This window comes from Sphingomonas sp. HF-S4, assembly GCF_032911445.1.
GTDB classification, from domain to species: Bacteria; Pseudomonadota; Alphaproteobacteria; order Sphingomonadales; family Sphingomonadaceae; genus Sphingomonas; species Sphingomonas agrestis.
In genome coordinates this window covers 448692-465810 of record NZ_JAWJEJ010000002.1, presented here as the reverse complement: position 1 = coordinate 465810, position 17119 = coordinate 448692, and the positions used below count along the sequence as shown (strand labels likewise).

Genomic DNA, 17119 nt, shown 5'->3' with positions numbered 1-17119 from the left:
CTTTCCTTTCTCAAGCCCCTCCTCTTCAGGGGAGGGGTTGGGGTGGGGCCTGTCCGCGAGCGCTGGTCTCTGTGAGACACCGCCCCACCCCCAACCCCTCCCCCAAGGGGGAGGGGCTTTTGTTTGTGGTTACGCCAACCCCAGCCCATTCACGGCGAGGTCGATCAGCTTGATCCCGATGAACGGCGCGATGAGCCCGCCCAGGCCGTAGACGGCGAGGTTGCGTGCGAGCAGCGGCCCCGCGCCCATCGGCTTGTACGCGACGCCCTTGAGCGCGAGCGGCACGAGCAGCGGGATGATCAGCGCGTTGAAGATGATCGCCGAGAGGATTGCGCTCTCCGGCGTCCCCAGCCCCATCACGTTGAGCACGCCGAGCCCCGGATAAAGCACCACGAACATCGCCGGAATGATCGCGAAATATTTCGCGACATCGTTCGCCACCGAGAAGGTGGTCAGCGCGCCGCGCGTCATCAGCAGCTGTTTGCCGAGGCCGACGACCTCGATCAGCTTGGTCGGGTCGCTGTCGAGATCGACCATGTTGCCGGCTTCGCGCGCCGCCTGCGTCCCCGTGTTCATCGCCACGCCGACATCGGCCTGCGCAAGCGCGGGGGCATCGTTGGTGCCGTCGCCGCACATCGCGACCAGCTTGCCGCCCTGCTGTTCCTTGCGGATCAGCGCCAGCTTGTCCTCGGGGGTCGCCTGGGCGAGGAAGTCATCGACGCCCGCCTCGGCGGCGATGGCCGCGGCGGTGAGCGGGTTGTCGCCGGTGATCATCACAGTGCGGATTCCCATTTCGCGCAGCTCGCCGAAGCGCTCGCGGATGCCGGCCTTGACCACATCCTTGAGGAAGATTGCACCGAGCAGCCGGCCATCCTGCGCCACGGCCAGCGGGGTGCCGCCCGCGCGCGCAATCTCGTCGGTGATGCGGCGCAGCTCGGTCGCCGCCGCGGTCTCGCCCAGCCCAGGATTTGCCCTGAGGATCGAGTCTACCGCCCCCTTCTGGATCGTGCTGCCGCCGGTGATCACCCCGGAGATCCGCGTCTGCGCAGTGAACGGGATCACTTCGGCGCCCACCGGCAGCGAGGCGAGCGCGAGGCGATATTTCTCGCGCCCCAACACCACGATCGAGCGCCCTTCCGGCGTCTCGTCCGCGAGGCTGGCGAGCACCGCCGCCTCGGCGAGCTGCGCCTCCGACGTGCCGCCGACCGCGCGGAACTCGCTTGCCTGCCGGTCGCCGATCGTGATCGTCCCGGTCTTGTCGAGCAGCAGCACGTCGACGTCGCCGGCGGCCTCGACCGCGCGGCCCGACTTGGCAAGCACGTTGAAGCGCACCAGCCGGTCCATGCCCGCGATGCCGATCGCCGAGAGCAATGCGGCAATGGTCGTGGGGATCAGCGTGATCAGCAGCGCGGCGAGGATCGCCACGGGCACGCTGCCGCCGGCATAGCTGGCGAAGCCGGGAATCGTGCCGACCGCGATCAGGAAGATGATCGTCAGCCCGACGAGCAGCAGGGTCAGCGCGATTTCGTTCGGCGTCTTCTGGCGCTCGGCGCCTTCGACCAGCGCGATCATGCGATCGAGGAAGCCCTGGCCCGGATCGGCAGTGACGCGGACCGTGATCGCGTCGGAGATCACCCGCGTACCTGCGGTCACCGCCGAACGATCGCCGCCCGCCTCGCGGATCACCGGCGCGCTTTCGCCGGTGATCGCCGCTTCGTTGACCGAGGCGACGCCCTCGACCACTTCGCCATCGGCCGGGATCAGGTCGCCGGTTTCGACGAGGACGAGGTCGCCGGCGCGAAGCTGGCTGGCGGGGACGTTCTCGGTCTTGCCGTTCTTGCGCCTCTTGGCGGTGAGCTCGGCCTTGGTGGCGCGCAGGCTCGCCGCCTGCGCCTTGCCGCGCCCCTCGGCCAGCGCCTCGGCGAAGGTGCCGAACAGCGCGGTCAGCCACAGCCAGACGACCAGCTGGAGCTTAAACCCGGTCGAAAGACCATCCTGCCCGACGATCAGCAGGACCGTCAGCAGCACGGCGACCACCGCGGTGGTGAACATCACCGGGTTGCGGATCAGTTCGCGTGGATTGAGTTTCTTGAACGCGTCGCCGATCGCCGGAACGATCAGTTCTGCCGTGAACAACGACTTTGTCGATGCGCGAGCCATGTCTGGCGCCCCCCGCTTAGAAGAGTTGCCCGCGGATCATCGCGAGATGATCGGCGATGGGACCGAGCGCGAGGCTCGGCAGGAAGGTGAGGCCGCCCAGGATCAGGATGATGCCGACGAGCAGGCCGACCCACAGGCCGCCGGTGGTCGGGAACGAGCCTGCGCTTTCGGGGGTGTGCTTCTTCGCCGCGAGGCTGCCGGCGATCGCCAGCATCGGCACGATGATGAAGAAGCGGCCCAGCCACATCGCGACACCCAGCAGGCCGTTATACCACGGCGTGTTGGCGGTGAGGCCGGCAAAGGCCGAGCCGTTGTTCGCAACCGCGCTGGTATAGGCGTAGAGGATCTCGCTGAAGCCGTGCGGCCCCTTGTTGAGCGGCCCCGCCAGCCCGGCCTCGGTCACCGAGGAAAGCGCAGTGAAGCCCAGGATCACCAGCGGCAGGATCGCGATCGCCAGCACCGCCAGCTTGACCTCCTTCGCCTCGATCTTCTTGCCGACATATTCGGGCGTGCGGCCGACCATCAGCCCGGCGACGAACACCGCGAGGATGGCGAACAGCAGGAAGCCGTAGATCCCTGCGCCGACGCCGCCGATCACGACCTCGCCGAGCTGCATGTTGAACAGCGGGATCATCCCGCCCAGCGCAGTGAAGCTGTCGTGCATCGCATTGACCGCGCCGCACGAAGCCGCGGTGGTGACCACCGAGAAGAGCGCCGAGCCGGCGATGCCGAAGCGGACTTCCTTGCCCTCCATATTGCCCCCGGCGACGCTGAGATCGTGGAGGATCGGGTTGCCGGCGGCTTCCTGCCAATAAGTGACGCTGGTCCCAGCGAGGAACAGGATCATCATCGCCGCGAGGATCGCCCAGCCCTGGCGCGTGTTGCCCACGGCCTTGCCGAAGCACCAGGTGAGGCCGACGCCGATCAGGAAGATCGACAGCATCTGCACCAAGTTGGTGAGCGCCGTCGGGTTCTCGAACGGATGCGCGCTGTTGGCGTTGAAGAAGCCGCCGCCATTGGTGCCGAGCATCTTGATCGCTTCCTGCGACGCGACGGGGCCGAGCAGGATCGACTGTTGCGCGCCCTCGAGCGTGTTGACGGTGACCGCGCCCGCCATCGTCTGCGGCACGCCGCTGGCGATATAGAATAGCGTGATCGCCATGCAGAGCGGCAGCAGCAAATAGAGCGTCACGCGGGTGCAATCGGCCCAGAAATTGCCGATCGTCGCCGCGCTTCGCCGGGCGAAGCCGCGGAACAGCGCGAAAGCGAGCGCGATGCCGGTCGCAGCGCTGAGGAAGTTGTGGATCGTCAGCCCGAGCATCTGGCTCAGGTTCGACATCGTCGATTCGCCGCCATAGCTCTGCCAGTTGGTGTTGGCAGTGAAGCTGATCGCGGTGTTGAACGACAAATGCTCGCCGACGCCGGCCAGCCCCTGCGGGTTGCCGGGCAGCATACCCTGCAGCCGCAGCACGCCGTAGGTGAACAGCATCAGCACGGCGTTGAAGAGCAGCATATGCACCGCGTAGCGACGGCAGCTCTGCTCGGCGCTCGGGTCGATGCCCGCCAGCTTGTAGAAGCCGCGCTCGACGGGACCGAGCACGACATGCAGCGGCGTGCGCCGACCCTCGTAGAGCGCGAATAGCCAGCTGCCCACCGGCTTGGTGAGCGCCAACAGGATGGCAACGAAGCCAAGGATCAGGATCCAGCCCTGAATGGTCATGATAACCCCCTTCAGAAGCGTTCGGGGCGGATCAGAACCGCCACGAGATAGAATAGAAGGCCGAGCGCCGTGATGGCCGCCAGCCAGAGGTCGATGATCATTCTCGCCTCCCTATGCCTTGTCGCACAGGCGGACATAGGCGAGCGTAAGCGCCACCAATCCTCCCATGATCGCGATCCAGAGCAGGTCCTGCATGGTTCTGGTCCTTCGTCAGAAAGCCGCGGTCAGCGAGACCAGACCGGTGCCCTTGGCGATGCTGCCGGTGCCGTCCTGGCCATTGCTGAAGCTGGGTTGGAGATAGGCTGCGTCGCGATCCGAGATGTCGGTGCCGACATACGAGACGTTCAGCGTTAGGTTGCGCCACGTAGCGTCGATGCCGAGCGACCAATCCCAATAGCTGCCGGTCGGAGCGACGCTGGTGGCGTTAGGACCGAGGCCGGGATTGCCATCCGAATGGCCGAGATGGGCCTTGAGGGTGAACGGCGTGCCCTTGATGCCGGCAGCGGCGTCGCCCCACAGATAGAGATTATCATCCTTGGCGCCGGGATTGTTATAGACTCCCGCAGCGGCATCGGCACCGGTGTTGTACCACTTGCCCAGCGCTTCCTGCTTCGGCGCGTAGGCGACGCCGGCGAGCAGGCTCACCGGGCCGGCAGTGCCCGACAGCTTGACATAGGGCTCGGCGAAGTCGGTCTTGTCCGCGCCGCCGGGATAGAAATACCAGGTCAGGCCGATGTCGATCGCGCCGTTGTCGCCAAGCGGGTGCTTGTAGCCGACGATCAGATCGAGCTCCATATTGGCCCCGCCGAACGTTCCCCAGCCGGCGAGGTTCGAGCCCCACACGCCGCCATAGAGGCCGCTCTCATGCGTGACGGTGACGCCGCCCTGCACGACCATCTCGTTGTTGCTCTGCGAGACGCCACGGAAGCGGTAATCCGAGGCGATCGTCGCCGAACCACTGACGGTGACGGCAGGCGTGGGCTCGGTTTCGGCAGCATCCTGCGCAAATGCCGGCGCGGCGATTGCGAAAACGAACATTGCGGCCGCGAGGGCCGGGACGGACTTCATCTTGATCTTCCCCCAGTGACGGGCCGGGCAGAAGCGCGCGGCCGGATCGTGAGGGCTGCCTATTAGGCAGGGGCCGCATTAAGTTTCGAGATCGGAAACCGGAGATTCGCATAGTATTTGCGTAGTGCGCGAAACGATCCCGGCAGGGGTCCGCGGAGGCCCCATCGCCGGTGGCTCAAGCCCGTCACTCCGGTTCCCTTCCCCGGAGCTGCGCTGCAAGGGCGGAATTTCAGGCTCTTAACGGGTAGCGTTCGACCACCTCGTAGGCGGCGCCTTCGCTGCCGAGCGTGCTTTCGAACAGCAGGAAATGATCGAGCGTGAAGTTCGGGCTGGCGAGGCCGGCATGCGCTTCGAGGAAGCGATCGGTGGTGCCGGCGCTGGCGTTCATCCGGGCCAGCGTGATGTGGGGCAGATAGGCGCGGCGCTCGGGCTCCAGGCCGCAACGGACCAGCGCCTGGTCGATCTTCTTGTGGAGTGCGGCGAGCGCGTCGCGCGGGCGGAGACCGGCCCAGAGCGCGTTGGGGCGGCCACGGCTGTCGAACTGGCCGACGCCGGCGAGCGCGACGGGGATCGGCGGGTAGTGGATGTTCGAGAGCGCGATCGCAGCGTCCTCGGCCTGGGGGCGCGCGACTTCACCGATGAAGCGCAGCGTGATGTGGAGCTGGGCGTCGTCCTGCCAGCGCGCATTGGCGACGCCGCCCATCAGCGCAAGTAGCTGCGCGCGGATCGCAGGCGGGGGGCGAAGGCCGACGAAAAGGCGGTGCATGGCGCAGCACTTAGCCCGGTTGCGAGAGCGCGCACACCGGTTTCGCTTGAAAAGGGCCGGTTCAGGCCCGATATTCGGCGCATCCGGCGCGTTGCCGGGCAAAGGAGTTCATAATGGCGAATTGGTCTGATCCACGGACTGGCGCGGCATACGCGGCGACCGACGCGCGCGCCGAGGCATATGACGCGGGTCTGCGTGCCTATATGCTGTCGGTCTACAACTACATGCTCTCGGGCGTGTTGCTCACTGCGATCATCGCGCTGGTGGTCGGCAATACCAGCCTGGTCGAGCTGATGGTCCAACAGACCGCGCGCGGCTATTCCCCGACGATGCTCGGCTGGATCGTGACGCTGTCGCCGCTGGCGATCGTGTTCGCGATGAGCTTCGGGCAGGAGAAGATGTCGGAGAGCACGCTCAAGACGCTGTTCTTCGTCTATGCCGCACTGATGGGCGCGTCGCTCTCGACGATCTTCCTCGCTTATACCGCGACGTCGATCGCGGGCGTGTTCTTCGCGACCGCGGCGGGCTTCGCCGGCCTCAGCCTCTACGGCTACACCACCAAGAAGGACCTTTCGGGCCTCGGCACCTTCCTGATCATGGGCCTGATCGGGCTGATCGTGGCGTCGATCGTCAACCTGTTCCTCCAGTCGGGAACGATGGGGCTGGTGATCAGCGCGATCGGCGTGCTGATCTTCGCAGGGCTGACCGCGTACGACACGCAGAAGATCAAGAGCATCTACCAGCATGTCGCCGGCACCCAGATGCAGGGCAAGGTCGCGATCATGGGGGCGCTCAACCTCTATCTCGACTTCATCAACATGTTCCTGTTCCTGCTCCGCCTGTTCGGCAGCGCGCGCGACTAAGTCCGCGACGGAACGAGACAAGACACGGCCCGGCGGAATCCCCGCCGGGCCGTTTTTGTTTGCGACGGATTTCCATGCACGGAACGCGACTCGCGGGACGGTCGTTTCAGTCAGGCAACGCTCAGGAGAGTGAGTCATGAATGCGAATGCGATCGACCCGGCAATGGACAGGATGTCGGTGGCACCGGGAGCCGAGGATGCCGACACCAACGCAACGACCGCGAAGGCCGAGCGCGTAACTGCGAATTCGGCGGATGCCGGCACGGACCGCTCGATCGTCGAGCGGCTGGAACGCAACCCCGAGAGCAAGGAGGCACGGCTCGACAGGGCACTAGACGAGTCGATGGACGCGTCGGACCCGCCCGCATCGACCCAGCCGGTGCACAATCATTCAATTCCCGAAAGCTCGGGATACAACGAAAAGGCCGAGGCGAAGATCGCCGCAGGCCCGGCCGGAACCAAGGGCATCATCGGCAAGGTGCTCCACAAGCTGGGGCTCGACTAATCCCGATGAGCGCGTCCCCGGCGTTGGGCTGACGCACCCATATCGTCATCTATGCGGCACTTGCCGCCAGTCTCGGAATCGCCGTCGCCAAATTTTTGGTGGCGGCGATTTCGGTTTCGTCGACGCGCACTGAGAGGCCCCTAGCCTGATCGACGGCGGCAACCAGGGCCCGCTGCCTTATAGCCGGCACCCCGCCGCCCGGTGCGCGCTGGGCGCGGACCTGTCGGGTCTATGGCGCATCATCGAGCCCGCGCCGCTGCGCGACCCGCTGATCGACTATCTCGCACGGTGTTTGGACCGGCAGGCGTTGATGTGAGCGTTGATGAAGTGCCGAGATGGGCTTTGGGCTGGATGTGCCCGAGGCACCTTTGGACCGATTGCCAGGTCGAACGCACGAACCGGAGGTTCCAGGAGGCGGCGGTTAAGCCCCTCGCTCAGGCGGCGCTCTATGGCGCTTTCGTCGCAGTTTCGGCCGAGGGTGTGATAGAACGCCCGACCGCGCCGAGGATCCCCAGCAAATTCCGGGCTCAAACGCCTAGTCGATGGCAGCACGATCCATGCACGTATCGACCAAATAAGCGGCGACCGGCCACTGCATCCCGCGGCCAAAGATAGGCACCGTATCACCGGTGATTTCGCGGGGTGGTAGAATAGCTTTCGTAGCGCCCATCATGCCAATCGACACTCTCCACTCGCTGAGTGTGTAACACAGTTGACACAAACAAAAAGTTCGGTCACGAATCGTTATGTAAAGTCATGTTGATTCTGTTTTATATAAGCAGATCACCGAAGTGGGGCATTGTCACTGACATCACTAGTGATCTACGTGAATTTTGCCTGACAGTATAATTGGATTCATGACGCATCGTGCTAGTATTGCGCGCTCTTATTTGCGCGTAAATTCGATTTAACTGAGGTTAATGTCGAGAATATTACGCAAAACCAAATATAAATTGGTGGATTATTTCTATAATTATCTTACGATGGAGAGCGCCTTGAACTTAGATCGTATCGCCCATTCGAAGATAACCAAAAAATTCCGGACAGATAATAAGCAGTTATTATTCTCACGGGGAAAAGACGGTACGGTCTGGGATGATCTCGGGCGTCCATATTTGGATTTTGTCATGGGATATGGGCCGGTTATCATCGGTCATGCAAATATAGAATATAATGAAAGAATATGCAGCCTGCTCGCCAACGGCATGATGATGCCGGGATATTCCGAATTTCATGAGAAGTATCTCGGTCACTTGCTTCGGGATCGGCCCGGAGATCGTGGCGCCTTCTTCAAAACCGCCTCTGAAGCGGTGACGGCCGCTTTCCGACTGGCAGCCATGGAGAATGGGCGGCTGGGCATCATCCGCGCCGGGTATGTGGGCTGGCACGATTCCCAGGTAGCCAATTCGCTCAAATGGCATGAGCCCCAGAATTCTCCGTTGCGCGAGCAACTGCGCTATACGCAGGCAATGCGGGGTGTCGGACCCGACGAGCCCATCCTGAATTGGGTAGATCTGCAGCTCGAATCCCTGGAAACCCTATTGGAGGAAAACGCCGGCCGTTTGGGGTGCTTCGTCTTCGACGCGTACCTTGCGGACCGGACTTCGCCGACGATTCTGGCGGAGGCCCTGGCAATGTGTCGGAAAGCCGGCCTGCTTACCGTTTTCGATGAGACGAAGACCGGTGGCCGCATCTCGCCTTTGGGGTATGCGCACGACAACGCCCTGGGTGCCGATATGATCGTCCTGGGCAAGGCATTGGCGAACGGAGCCCCCATCAGCGTGCTCGTGGGCAATCGAGAGCTTATGGCGCACGCGGAGCAGGCGCGCCTGAGCGGCACTTTTTCCAAGGAGATGGTGACGGTCTACGCGGCGACGGTAACCGCCGACATCCTCGAGCGGCCGATTGGCGCCAGCGCGGATGGATGGCAGGAACTGGGCACGATCGGCACGGCCATCGCTGCCACGATCACCGAAGCCGCCACTCGCGTCGGGGTTGCCGACTTCGTTCGAGCCGAACCCGTGCTCGGGGGGAGCATGTTCGAACTCGTCTACGGCGACCATGTTCTGGGCAATAAGAAATGGCGGTCCGAACTGCTGCAGGCCTTCTCTGCCGAGGGCATCCTGTTGCTGGAAGGACATCCGTCCTTCGTGTGCCTCGCGCATCGCGAAATCGATCACGAGGACCTGACGCAAAGGGCGGTCCGCGCCCTTCGCTCCTGGGCTCTAGAGTGCGAGGTGCACCATGACTGACACGATACGGCTCGCGCTGATCGGCTGCGGCCGCCAGATGGGGCAGAATCTGGTGCCGTTCCTGCAACGCCTCCAGGGGCACCAAATCGTCGCCTGCGTGGATGACGACCTGACGCTTGCGCACGCAATGCAAGCCCGGACAGGCGCGGCACGCGCAGTGGCGAGAGTCGAAGAGCTCGACCTGGGCGCCGTCGACGCCGCGATATTGGCGGTTCCGCCGCAGCCGTCGTCCGCGTTGACGAGATACCTCGTCGAGCGCGGGATCAGTTGCTTCGTGGAAAAGCCCGCCGGCGAATCCACGGTCGTGCTGGCAGGCCTGAACGAGCTCGTCCGGCATTCGACCGCCCAGGTCCAGGTCGGATTCAACTTCCGGTATGCCGAGACGCTCCAGCAGCTTCACAGCCTTACGCACCGCATTCGGGCCACGCCCTCCACGGTGTCGATCAACTTCTTTAGCCGGCATCCTGAGACGCCGCAGTGGGGAGTCGAAAACACGGTGGAAGCGTGGCTCCGCCAGAATGGCGTGCACGCACTCGACCTCGCGCGCTGGTTCCAGCCTGCGCCGATCAGCAAGATCGACGTGCATGCAATCCACCGGGATATGAATCACTTCTTCGCGACGATCCTCCTCCGACATACCGACGGATCGCTTTCGGTGCTGCGCGTTGGCAATCATACCATGAAGTTTGTGGTCGAGGTGTCGGTGGAAGGTGCGGACGGCAGCACGTTCACCGCCCCCTCGCTCGAGCAGGTGCTTTTGGAAATGGACGCCGGTACGCCGTCCCGAGCGCTTTTGCACTCGACGCGCAACCTCGATCACGGCTGGGCCCGAAGCGGGTTCGGCCCGGAGTTGGAAGCGTTTCTGGCCGCGTGCCGTTCGCGGGAATTCGGTTCATCCGATCGACCTTCGATAGCGGATGCGCTGGAGGCGTCCAAGATCTGCGATCAGGTGATGGAGCAACTGAACTTCGATCCCGTGCAGCAGATCTTCGTGATTGACCGCGCGGTTGCTGTCGGCTGAGCCATGTCGGGAGCATCCGCACCGGGCATGGCTGAGCGCGGCCCTGGTTCCGCATTGAGAACCAGCCGCTGGGTAGCCGCGCAGCTGCTTCCCGAGCGCCGGCTGCTCTTGGTCTTCCTGATCGCGGCTATTGGCTCGAACCTGGCGGCAACCTTCGTGCCGCTCTATACCGGCAAGGCCTTCGCCGTGGTCACTGCGCCTGGCATCGCACGATCAGACTTGCTGATGATCATGTTGTCGGTGCTCGGGCTGGTCGTCGGGCGGTTCCTGGCCGAAGCCATATCCATCGGGGCCGTCGAGACCGTGGCGCAGCGGCTCAAGCGGGACAGCCGCGACGAGTTGTTCCGAAGCCTGCTCCGAAAGGGGCAGCCCTTCCACGACCGCCAGAATATCGGCGACATCCTGTCGCGCACGGTCAACGACGGGAAGCTGCTCGATTACATGGTCGGCCTCGGCTTGCCGATGGCGGTCAACGGCTTGTTGGCCATCGGGCTGTCGATCACTTTCATTGCGCTAACCGATGAACGGCTGCTGCTGGCGCCGATGGCAATCGCTGTCATCTTCACGTTTTCCCTATGGCATCACGTGCGGCGCTTGCAGCCCCTCTCGCATCGGACGAGGGTCGCCTTTGCGGAATTCAACCAGACCCTCGCCGATACGCTCGGCGGCATCGCTACGGTAAAGGCTCTGGCGGTCGAGGACCACGAGCGCAAAAAGGCGGCCGCAGCGGCGGAGCTATACCGGCAAGCCTTTACGCGCCGCGGACGCAGCCAGGCGATCTACCTTCCCGGGCTCAGCTTCGCAGTGGGCATGGCGATCGGGGTTTCGCAATCGCTGGTGCTATATGAAACCGGCCAACTCGCTTTGCACGAGGTCATCACCTATCTCGGCTGGCTGGCCCTGTTCGCGCACGCGATAACTGCGTCCGAACAGGCGGTTCCGCTTTTGCAGGACGGTTTCGTCGCCGCGGCTCGCGTGCGCGAGATCACCGATGCCATAGGGGACGACGACGTCGACGCTGCCGGTGTCGAAGCGGCGATATCGGGCTCGCTGAAGTTCGACGGCGTCTCGCTCAGGATCGCCGGGCGAACGGTTCTGCAGGACATCTCGTTCCACTTGCCAGCGGGCGCCACGATGGCGGTGACCGGGCCGACCGGCAGCGGCAAATCGGCGCTCATCAAGCTTATAAACCGGACCTACGAAGCATCCGACGGCGACATCTTCATCGACGGACAAGCCATTGGCGGCTGGAGATTGCGTTCCCTCCGCCGCCAGATCGCAACCGTCCATCAGGATACTTTCCTTTTCTCGAAGAGCATTCATGAGAACATCGCCTTTGGCGTCCGAGACGGCGCCAGCCGGCGGGCTGTCGAGACCGCCGCGGAACAGGCCTCCGCCCGCGATTTCATCCTCGCCTTGGAAGGCGGCTATGAAACCGTGCTCAATGAGGGCGGCTCTACCTTGTCCGGCGGCCAGCGACAGCGCCTCGGAATCGCCCGTGCGCTCATCACATCGCCCTCGATCCTGATCATGGACGACGCGACCAGCGCGCTCGATGCCACCACGGCGGCAGCGGTCTCGGGGCAAGTGCGAAGCCATATGACCGGGCGGACAACCGTGCTTGTGACCCATGAGCCCCATCAGATCCGTGACGCCGATCTCATTCTGGTGCTCGACGCTGGCCGTGTGGTCGACATGGGCTCGCACGAAAGCCTGAGGATCCGGTGCCCCTTGTATCAGGAGCTGTACGCTGACTGACACCTTATTCAGTGGCTTGCGTGCCGATGACTACGACCGCGTGTACAGCACGCCGCAATTGCTCGTGCGGATCGGACGTTACTTGCAGTCGGGGATCCAGCCCCTGCTGATGGCAGCCCTGTTGGCGGTAGGTTCATCGCTGGTGGCCTCTGCCCTGCCCGTGGTGATCGCAGTGACCATCGACGGGCGGCTCCGCGGCAGCATTTCAAACGCGCAGCTTTGCATGATCGTAACGGCATTGGCGGTGAGCGGCTGGGCGTTGAACTGGGGTCGCCAATGGCTGACAGCCGGCCTGGTGGGCCAGACGGTCCGCCGCCTCCAGATCGATGCCACCGACGCGGCGCTCGCCAAGGATGCCGCCTTTTTCGATCGGCACTCTCCGGGCCAGGTGCTTAGCAGGGTGACCGGGGACACCGAGGGTTTCGCCTCGGTTCTTACCTTGACCCTCAACTTCGTCAGCCAGTTGTTCCTCGTCATCCTCCTTGGCGGTCTCGTTTTCTACATCCAGATAGCCCTCGGCTTTCTGCTTGTCGCGATCGTGCCGCTGCTCGTGTCGACTACCTTGCTGTTCCGTCGCGTGGCAAGGACCGCAGCCACCAGCACCCGCAGAGTGATGGCGCGGATCACCGCCAATGTGCACGAGTCCATGGCGGGCATCGGCGTTACGAAGGGCTTCGGGCAAGAGGACTCGACCTACCGCGAGTTCGACCAGCTCAACCGGCTATCGTACCAGGTCTATCTGCGACAGGGCCTGATCTACTCGATGATCCTGCCTGTGCTTACCTTGCTCGCAGGACTGGGAACGGTGGCGACCTTGTACGTTGGCGGCCGATTGTCGCAGCTGGGGTCGTTGTCCACTGGCGAGTGGTATTTCGCCATAAGCGCTCTGGGCGCATTGTGGGTGCCCCTTACGCAGGCCGCCTCCTTCTGGAGCCTTTTCCAGCAAGGCCTGGCCGCCAGCGAGCGGGTCTTCGCCTTGATCGACGACAGGGACTCTTCGATCCGATCGGGCAGTGAACCGGTCGCCGCCCTGGACGGTAGCATCGAACTCCGGTCCGTGACCTTCAGCTACAGCGCCACAAGCAAAGTCTTCGAAAACCTGGACCTGTACATCCCCGCCAAGCAGGTCGTCGCCATCGTCGGAGAAACGGGTGCGGGCAAGTCCACGCTGGCGAAGCTGATTTCACGAAGCCATGAATATGACGGGGGGGAGCTGCTGGTCGACGGGCGGGACGTGCGTTCGATGATGCTGGCCGACTATCGGCGCCAGGTCGGCATGGTCCCGCAATTTCCCTATCTTTTCAATGGAACCGTGGCGGAGAACATTGCCTACGCCCGCCCCGGCGCGCCCCGTTCGGATGTCATGGATGTCATTCGGGCAATCGGCGCCGATCTTTGGGAGCGGATCGTGCCCTTCGACCTGGACGACCGCATCGACAACAGCCGGCGCGGCGTCTCCGTGGGTCAACGTCAGATGATCGCTGTGGCGAGAGTATTCCTGCAGCAACCGTCGATACTCGTGCTCGACGAGCCGACCGCCAGTCTGGATCCGGCGACCGAGCGCGCCATCCAGCAAGCGCTTGGCCGGCTTATGGCGGGACGGACCGTTCTCATCATCGCGCATCGCCTTGCGACGGTCAGGCGCGCAGACCGAGTCTTGGTGCTGAACGAGGGCGCGATCGTGGGGGACGGCACGTACCAGGACCTGCTGAAGCAATCGACGCACTTTGCCGAACTGCATCGTAACTATTATTCACATGAAGCAAAAATGCAGCCTGCGATGCAGGCCGAGATGACGAGACCCATGCAAATATAGAAGCAATATGATCGCCCTGCATGCACGCTTAACTTTATTCATTTCTTTCTACGCACATTCGCTATTATGCTTGCAATTAACAGGAGCGTTTTATGATCGTCGAGGAAATGATCGCTGACAAGACTATCCCATCCACGACCATCCTCGAACAGGTTCGCAATCTTGCTCAGCCTTTGGCGTCCGGCCACTATGTCGAGGATTGGGATACCCGGTCCTTCGAAATCGGTCGCCTGAGCGATGCCTATTCGCTCCTGGCCAAGGAGAACGGTCATTGGGCGAATACCACGGAGGTCGCGGCAGTGCGACCCTTGAGCGTGACCGCCAGCCGCTATCTCGACAATGAGTCGACGACCGGCCAAGCCCGCCTCTCGATGAATTTCGATTTTACGTTGCTGGACGGCGAAGACTATCGTGTTGTCAGCAAGGCCGCAGCCAGGCTGGACAGCGCCGAAAAGATCGTCATCAGTTCAGCAGCGTACGCGCTTTGTTATCTGGACAATCCTCCGGAGCTTACGCTCGAGTTGATGAATCTCCTCTACGAGGAAGCGCTTCACCTCGAAGCAATCGGTCGCCTTCTTGGGATCGATCACTCTGAACGAGAATGGATTCCCGAAGATCGACTCGGAAACTGGGAACTCGTGCGCGGGTGCACGTCGCCGCTTGAATATATGGTAATCGAGCACTGCCTGTATGAGGGCCGCGGCACCATCGCGAGCGCGGAAGGCGCGTACCAGCTCGAGCGGGCCGGCGTCTCGTCTCCCGTAGTCGCCGTGATGGATGCGATCGCGCGACAGGAGGCCAATCACAATATCAGCGGCTTTCGGTGGCTCCGCCTGTTGGACCGGGGCCGCGCGGAGGATGACGCCGCCCTCGCATCGACCGTGAGACGATTCGTCGAGGTTGAGCCCGTGCCCGACGCGGACGGGAGCGATGCCTCGCTCAGGAAGCATTTCCCGTTTTTCCTGATCCAAGTGTACCGAGATACCGGCGACTTCCGCCTCCTCAAGGAACATATCGTAGCAGCATCGCGAAATGCGCGGCGCGCAGGCGGACCGGGCATCGCGCCGGAGGAACTGTATCGGCAATCTGAGAAAGCCTTGGCCTGGTGCTCTGTGACCGCATAGCGATCGCGGGGCAGCCGGATCATTTCGTCGCGGTATCGGGACGGAATGATTTGAGGCCAGCCGGAGGCGCATCGACCATTCGATAGATGCGTCGCTGGTTATTTACTTTGCCCAAGCCGATGCCGGCAGTCGTGACCAGCGACACGTTCCGCATCGCTTCTTCGAAACGCACCCACCAACTGTCAGTTGAGAACGGCTCGATTTTTTGCACCTGACAACGCTACCTGTGAGCAGTAAGCCACGATTGACTTTGTCATAAATTCGTCACAGACCATGTCTGATGGCGGCGAAAATGGTGATGACGTCTCCATTTTTTGTAATCGGTAACGTCGGGTGAGGATGAAGCGGATGATCGTCGCCATGCTCGCAGCGATTTTTTCGCAAGGTGCAAGTCATTCAGACTCAACCTATATTATACCGGACTCCGGATGGTATTTGGTTGAGCATGCACAGACGCCAAAAGATCTTGTCCGCGCAGGGCCTTTCGTTTCCAGTTTCGCTTGCCTGACGCATCGCAGGGATAAATTCCCTCCGGGACCGCAAGGTCATCCGGAACTCGACATTCTGAGTTGCGTGGAACTTCCGCAGCCTCCTAGCGCGGTTTTCGACCAACCTGCATCGTAGTCGCACCTAGCAAGGTAATTGGCGCATTCCTGCGGCGAATAGAGCGAGGATGCAGCCGATGGCGTTCCGATACCGGGATGGTGCGCGCGCCGCTTTCAGGAGGCAAACCGCCTATATCGGCTTGCGAAGAGCGCATCATCGCGCCGCGCCGAGGGAACGCACGAACATTCAGTCCTTCGCTTACCGGGAGCAGCGATGCGAACTAGTCCCCCCGAACCCCGCGCGTGATACAATCTCCCGGATCGTCGAATCCAACGACGACCGCACACTAGGGAAGACCGCTCGGGTTATCATGGATCCGGGGCGTCGATCGCTTTGTGATGGCGTAGATCGGCGCGCATGGCCCCTTTACCGGCATGTTAGCCGGGAAGCCCGATTTCAGAAAACTCAATGAAATCAAAATACTGGCGGAGACGGAGGGATTCGAACCCTCGATACGGTTTCCCGTATGACGCTTTAGCAAAGCGTTGGTTTCAGCCACTCACCCACGTCTCCGCAAGAGGCTCGAAGCGGAGGCCTATAGCGACGGTCTTTTGCGCGATCAACGGCAGAACCGCCTTGGCGCAAAATCGATTCGCATTACCGACCGTTCATTGCAGCGTCAGGCACATCGCCCTAGCGTGAACGCCGGATTTTCTTGGGGGTTTGACGGATGCGCTTGGCGACCTTGATGCTGTGGGCGGCGACGGCCGCGCTCGGGCTCGGCGCGGTTCCCGCCGCGGCGCAGATCACCACGATCGATCCCAACACCGCGATCGATTCGGACCTCGACACGCCCCCGCCGCCGCGCAACGATCCCCAGCCGATCGATCAGGGCGCCTATCAGCAGGTTCCGCGGGAGGCGCCCATCGATCCGCAACCGGTCTATCCCCAGCCCATCACGCCGCCGCCCGCCAACAATGCCGCCGCCAATGCCCGCGCCTCGGCCGCCAACGACACCTATGCCCGCGACGACCTGCTCGCCGCCGCAGAGGGCGTATTCGGGAAGGGCGCCTCGGGCCTTGCCGGAATCGTCGAGGACATCCTCAAGGACCAGGGCGAGCCCAATGCCTATATCGCCGGGCGCGAAGCCGGCGGCGCGATCGGCGTCGGGCTACGCTACGGCTCGGGCGAGCTGTTCCACAAGATCGAGGGCCAGCGCAAGGTCTACTGGACCGGCCCGTCGATCGGCTTCGACGTCGGCGGCGACGCCAACAAGGTCTTCGTGCTCGTCTACAATCTCTATGACAGCCAGGAGCTCTACAAGCGCTTCCCGGCGGGCGAGGGCCGCGTCTATTTCGTCGGCGGCTTCTCGGCGAGCTATATGCGCCGCGGCGATGTCGTGCTGATCCCGGTGCGCCTCGGCGTCGGCTGGCGGCTCGGCGTCAACGCAGGATACATGAAGTTCAGCGAGAAGCAGCGCTGGCTGCCCTTCTGACCGGCGCCGCCGGCCCGGGAACCGA

14 protein-coding genes and 1 tRNA gene are annotated in these 17119 nt (G+C 62.9%); 8 read left to right on the top strand and 7 right to left on the bottom strand.

The genetic code is table 11. The annotated features are described in order from the left end of the window. Positions 1–129 precede the first annotated feature (129 nt). From kdpB to thpR, 5 genes are all read right to left on the bottom strand, one after another. The gene (kdpB, locus tag RZN05_RS18235) at positions 130–2160 is read right to left on the bottom strand and encodes a potassium-transporting ATPase subunit KdpB (protein ID WP_317228106.1); all 2031 of its coding nucleotides are present in this window, start codon (positions 2158–2160) and stop codon (positions 130–132) included. A 16-nt stretch (positions 2161–2176) separates the two neighbouring features. Further along, complete coding sequence (gene kdpA, locus RZN05_RS18230) at positions 2177–3880, bottom strand: potassium-transporting ATPase subunit KdpA (protein WP_317228105.1); 1704 nt, start codon at positions 3878–3880, stop codon at positions 2177–2179. Positions 3881–3891: 11 nt separating this feature from the next. After that, the gene (gene kdpF, locus RZN05_RS18225) at positions 3892–3981 is read right to left on the bottom strand and encodes a K(+)-transporting ATPase subunit F (RefSeq protein ID WP_317228104.1); all 90 of its coding nucleotides are present in this window, start codon (positions 3979–3981) and stop codon (positions 3892–3894) included. 109 nt (positions 3982–4090) lie between these two features. Beyond that, positions 4091–4948 (bottom strand): TorF family putative porin, encoded by an 858-nt coding sequence (locus RZN05_RS18220; protein ID WP_317228103.1) that lies wholly within the window; start codon positions 4946–4948, stop codon positions 4091–4093. 229 nt (positions 4949–5177) lie between these two features. Beyond that, positions 5178–5714 (bottom strand): RNA 2',3'-cyclic phosphodiesterase, encoded by a 537-nt coding sequence (gene thpR, locus RZN05_RS18215; protein ID WP_317228102.1) that lies wholly within the window; start codon positions 5712–5714, stop codon positions 5178–5180. A 113-nt stretch (positions 5715–5827) separates the two neighbouring features. Here thpR and RZN05_RS18210 point away from each other — a divergent pair, with 113 nt between their 5' ends. The 7 genes from RZN05_RS18210 to RZN05_RS18180 all read left to right on the top strand — a co-directional run bounded on the left by RZN05_RS18210 (position 5828) and on the right by RZN05_RS18180 (position 15053). Further along, complete coding sequence (locus RZN05_RS18210; RefSeq protein WP_317228101.1) at positions 5828–6577, top strand: Bax inhibitor-1/YccA family protein; 750 nt, start codon at positions 5828–5830, stop codon at positions 6575–6577. 136 nt (positions 6578–6713) lie between these two features. After that, on the top strand, positions 6714–7082 hold the full coding sequence (locus tag RZN05_RS18205) for a hypothetical protein (protein WP_317228100.1): 369 nt from the start codon (positions 6714–6716) through the stop codon (positions 7080–7082). A 956-nt stretch (positions 7083–8038) separates the two neighbouring features. Next, complete coding sequence (locus RZN05_RS18200; RefSeq protein WP_317228099.1) at positions 8039–9334, top strand: aminotransferase class III-fold pyridoxal phosphate-dependent enzyme; 1296 nt, start codon at positions 8039–8041, stop codon at positions 9332–9334. Next, on the top strand, positions 9327–10355 hold the full coding sequence (locus RZN05_RS18195) for a Gfo/Idh/MocA family protein (protein ID WP_317228098.1): 1029 nt from the start codon (positions 9327–9329) through the stop codon (positions 10353–10355). The genes RZN05_RS18200 and RZN05_RS18195 overlap by 8 nt, the downstream gene beginning before the upstream one ends. Before the next feature lie 27 nt (positions 10356–10382). Next, positions 10383–12113 (top strand): ABC transporter ATP-binding protein, encoded by a 1731-nt coding sequence (locus RZN05_RS18190; protein ID WP_317228097.1) that lies wholly within the window; start codon positions 10383–10385, stop codon positions 12111–12113. Positions 12114–12153: 40 nt separating this feature from the next. Beyond that, the gene (locus RZN05_RS18185) at positions 12154–13929 is read left to right on the top strand and encodes an ABC transporter ATP-binding protein (RefSeq protein WP_317228096.1); all 1776 of its coding nucleotides are present in this window, start codon (positions 12154–12156) and stop codon (positions 13927–13929) included. A 92-nt stretch (positions 13930–14021) separates the two neighbouring features. Next, on the top strand, positions 14022–15053 hold the full coding sequence (locus RZN05_RS18180) for a hypothetical protein (RefSeq protein ID WP_317228095.1): 1032 nt from the start codon (positions 14022–14024) through the stop codon (positions 15051–15053). 19 nt (positions 15054–15072) lie between these two features. Here RZN05_RS18180 and RZN05_RS18175 read toward each other — a convergent pair whose 3' ends face one another. Continuing rightward, a complete protein-coding gene (locus RZN05_RS18175; protein ID WP_317228094.1) occupies positions 15073–15264 on the bottom strand; it encodes a hypothetical protein in 192 nt (63 codons plus the stop codon). A gap of 818 nt (positions 15265–16082) precedes the next feature. After that, positions 16083–16172: transfer RNA gene (locus tag RZN05_RS18170), tRNA-Ser, on the bottom strand. 157 nt (positions 16173–16329) lie between these two features. Here RZN05_RS18170 and RZN05_RS18165 point away from each other — a divergent pair. Further along, positions 16330–17094, top strand: coding sequence for a DUF1134 domain-containing protein (locus RZN05_RS18165; protein WP_394804836.1), 765 nt, complete (start codon positions 16330–16332; stop codon positions 17092–17094). The last annotated feature ends 25 nt before the right edge of the window (positions 17095–17119 follow it).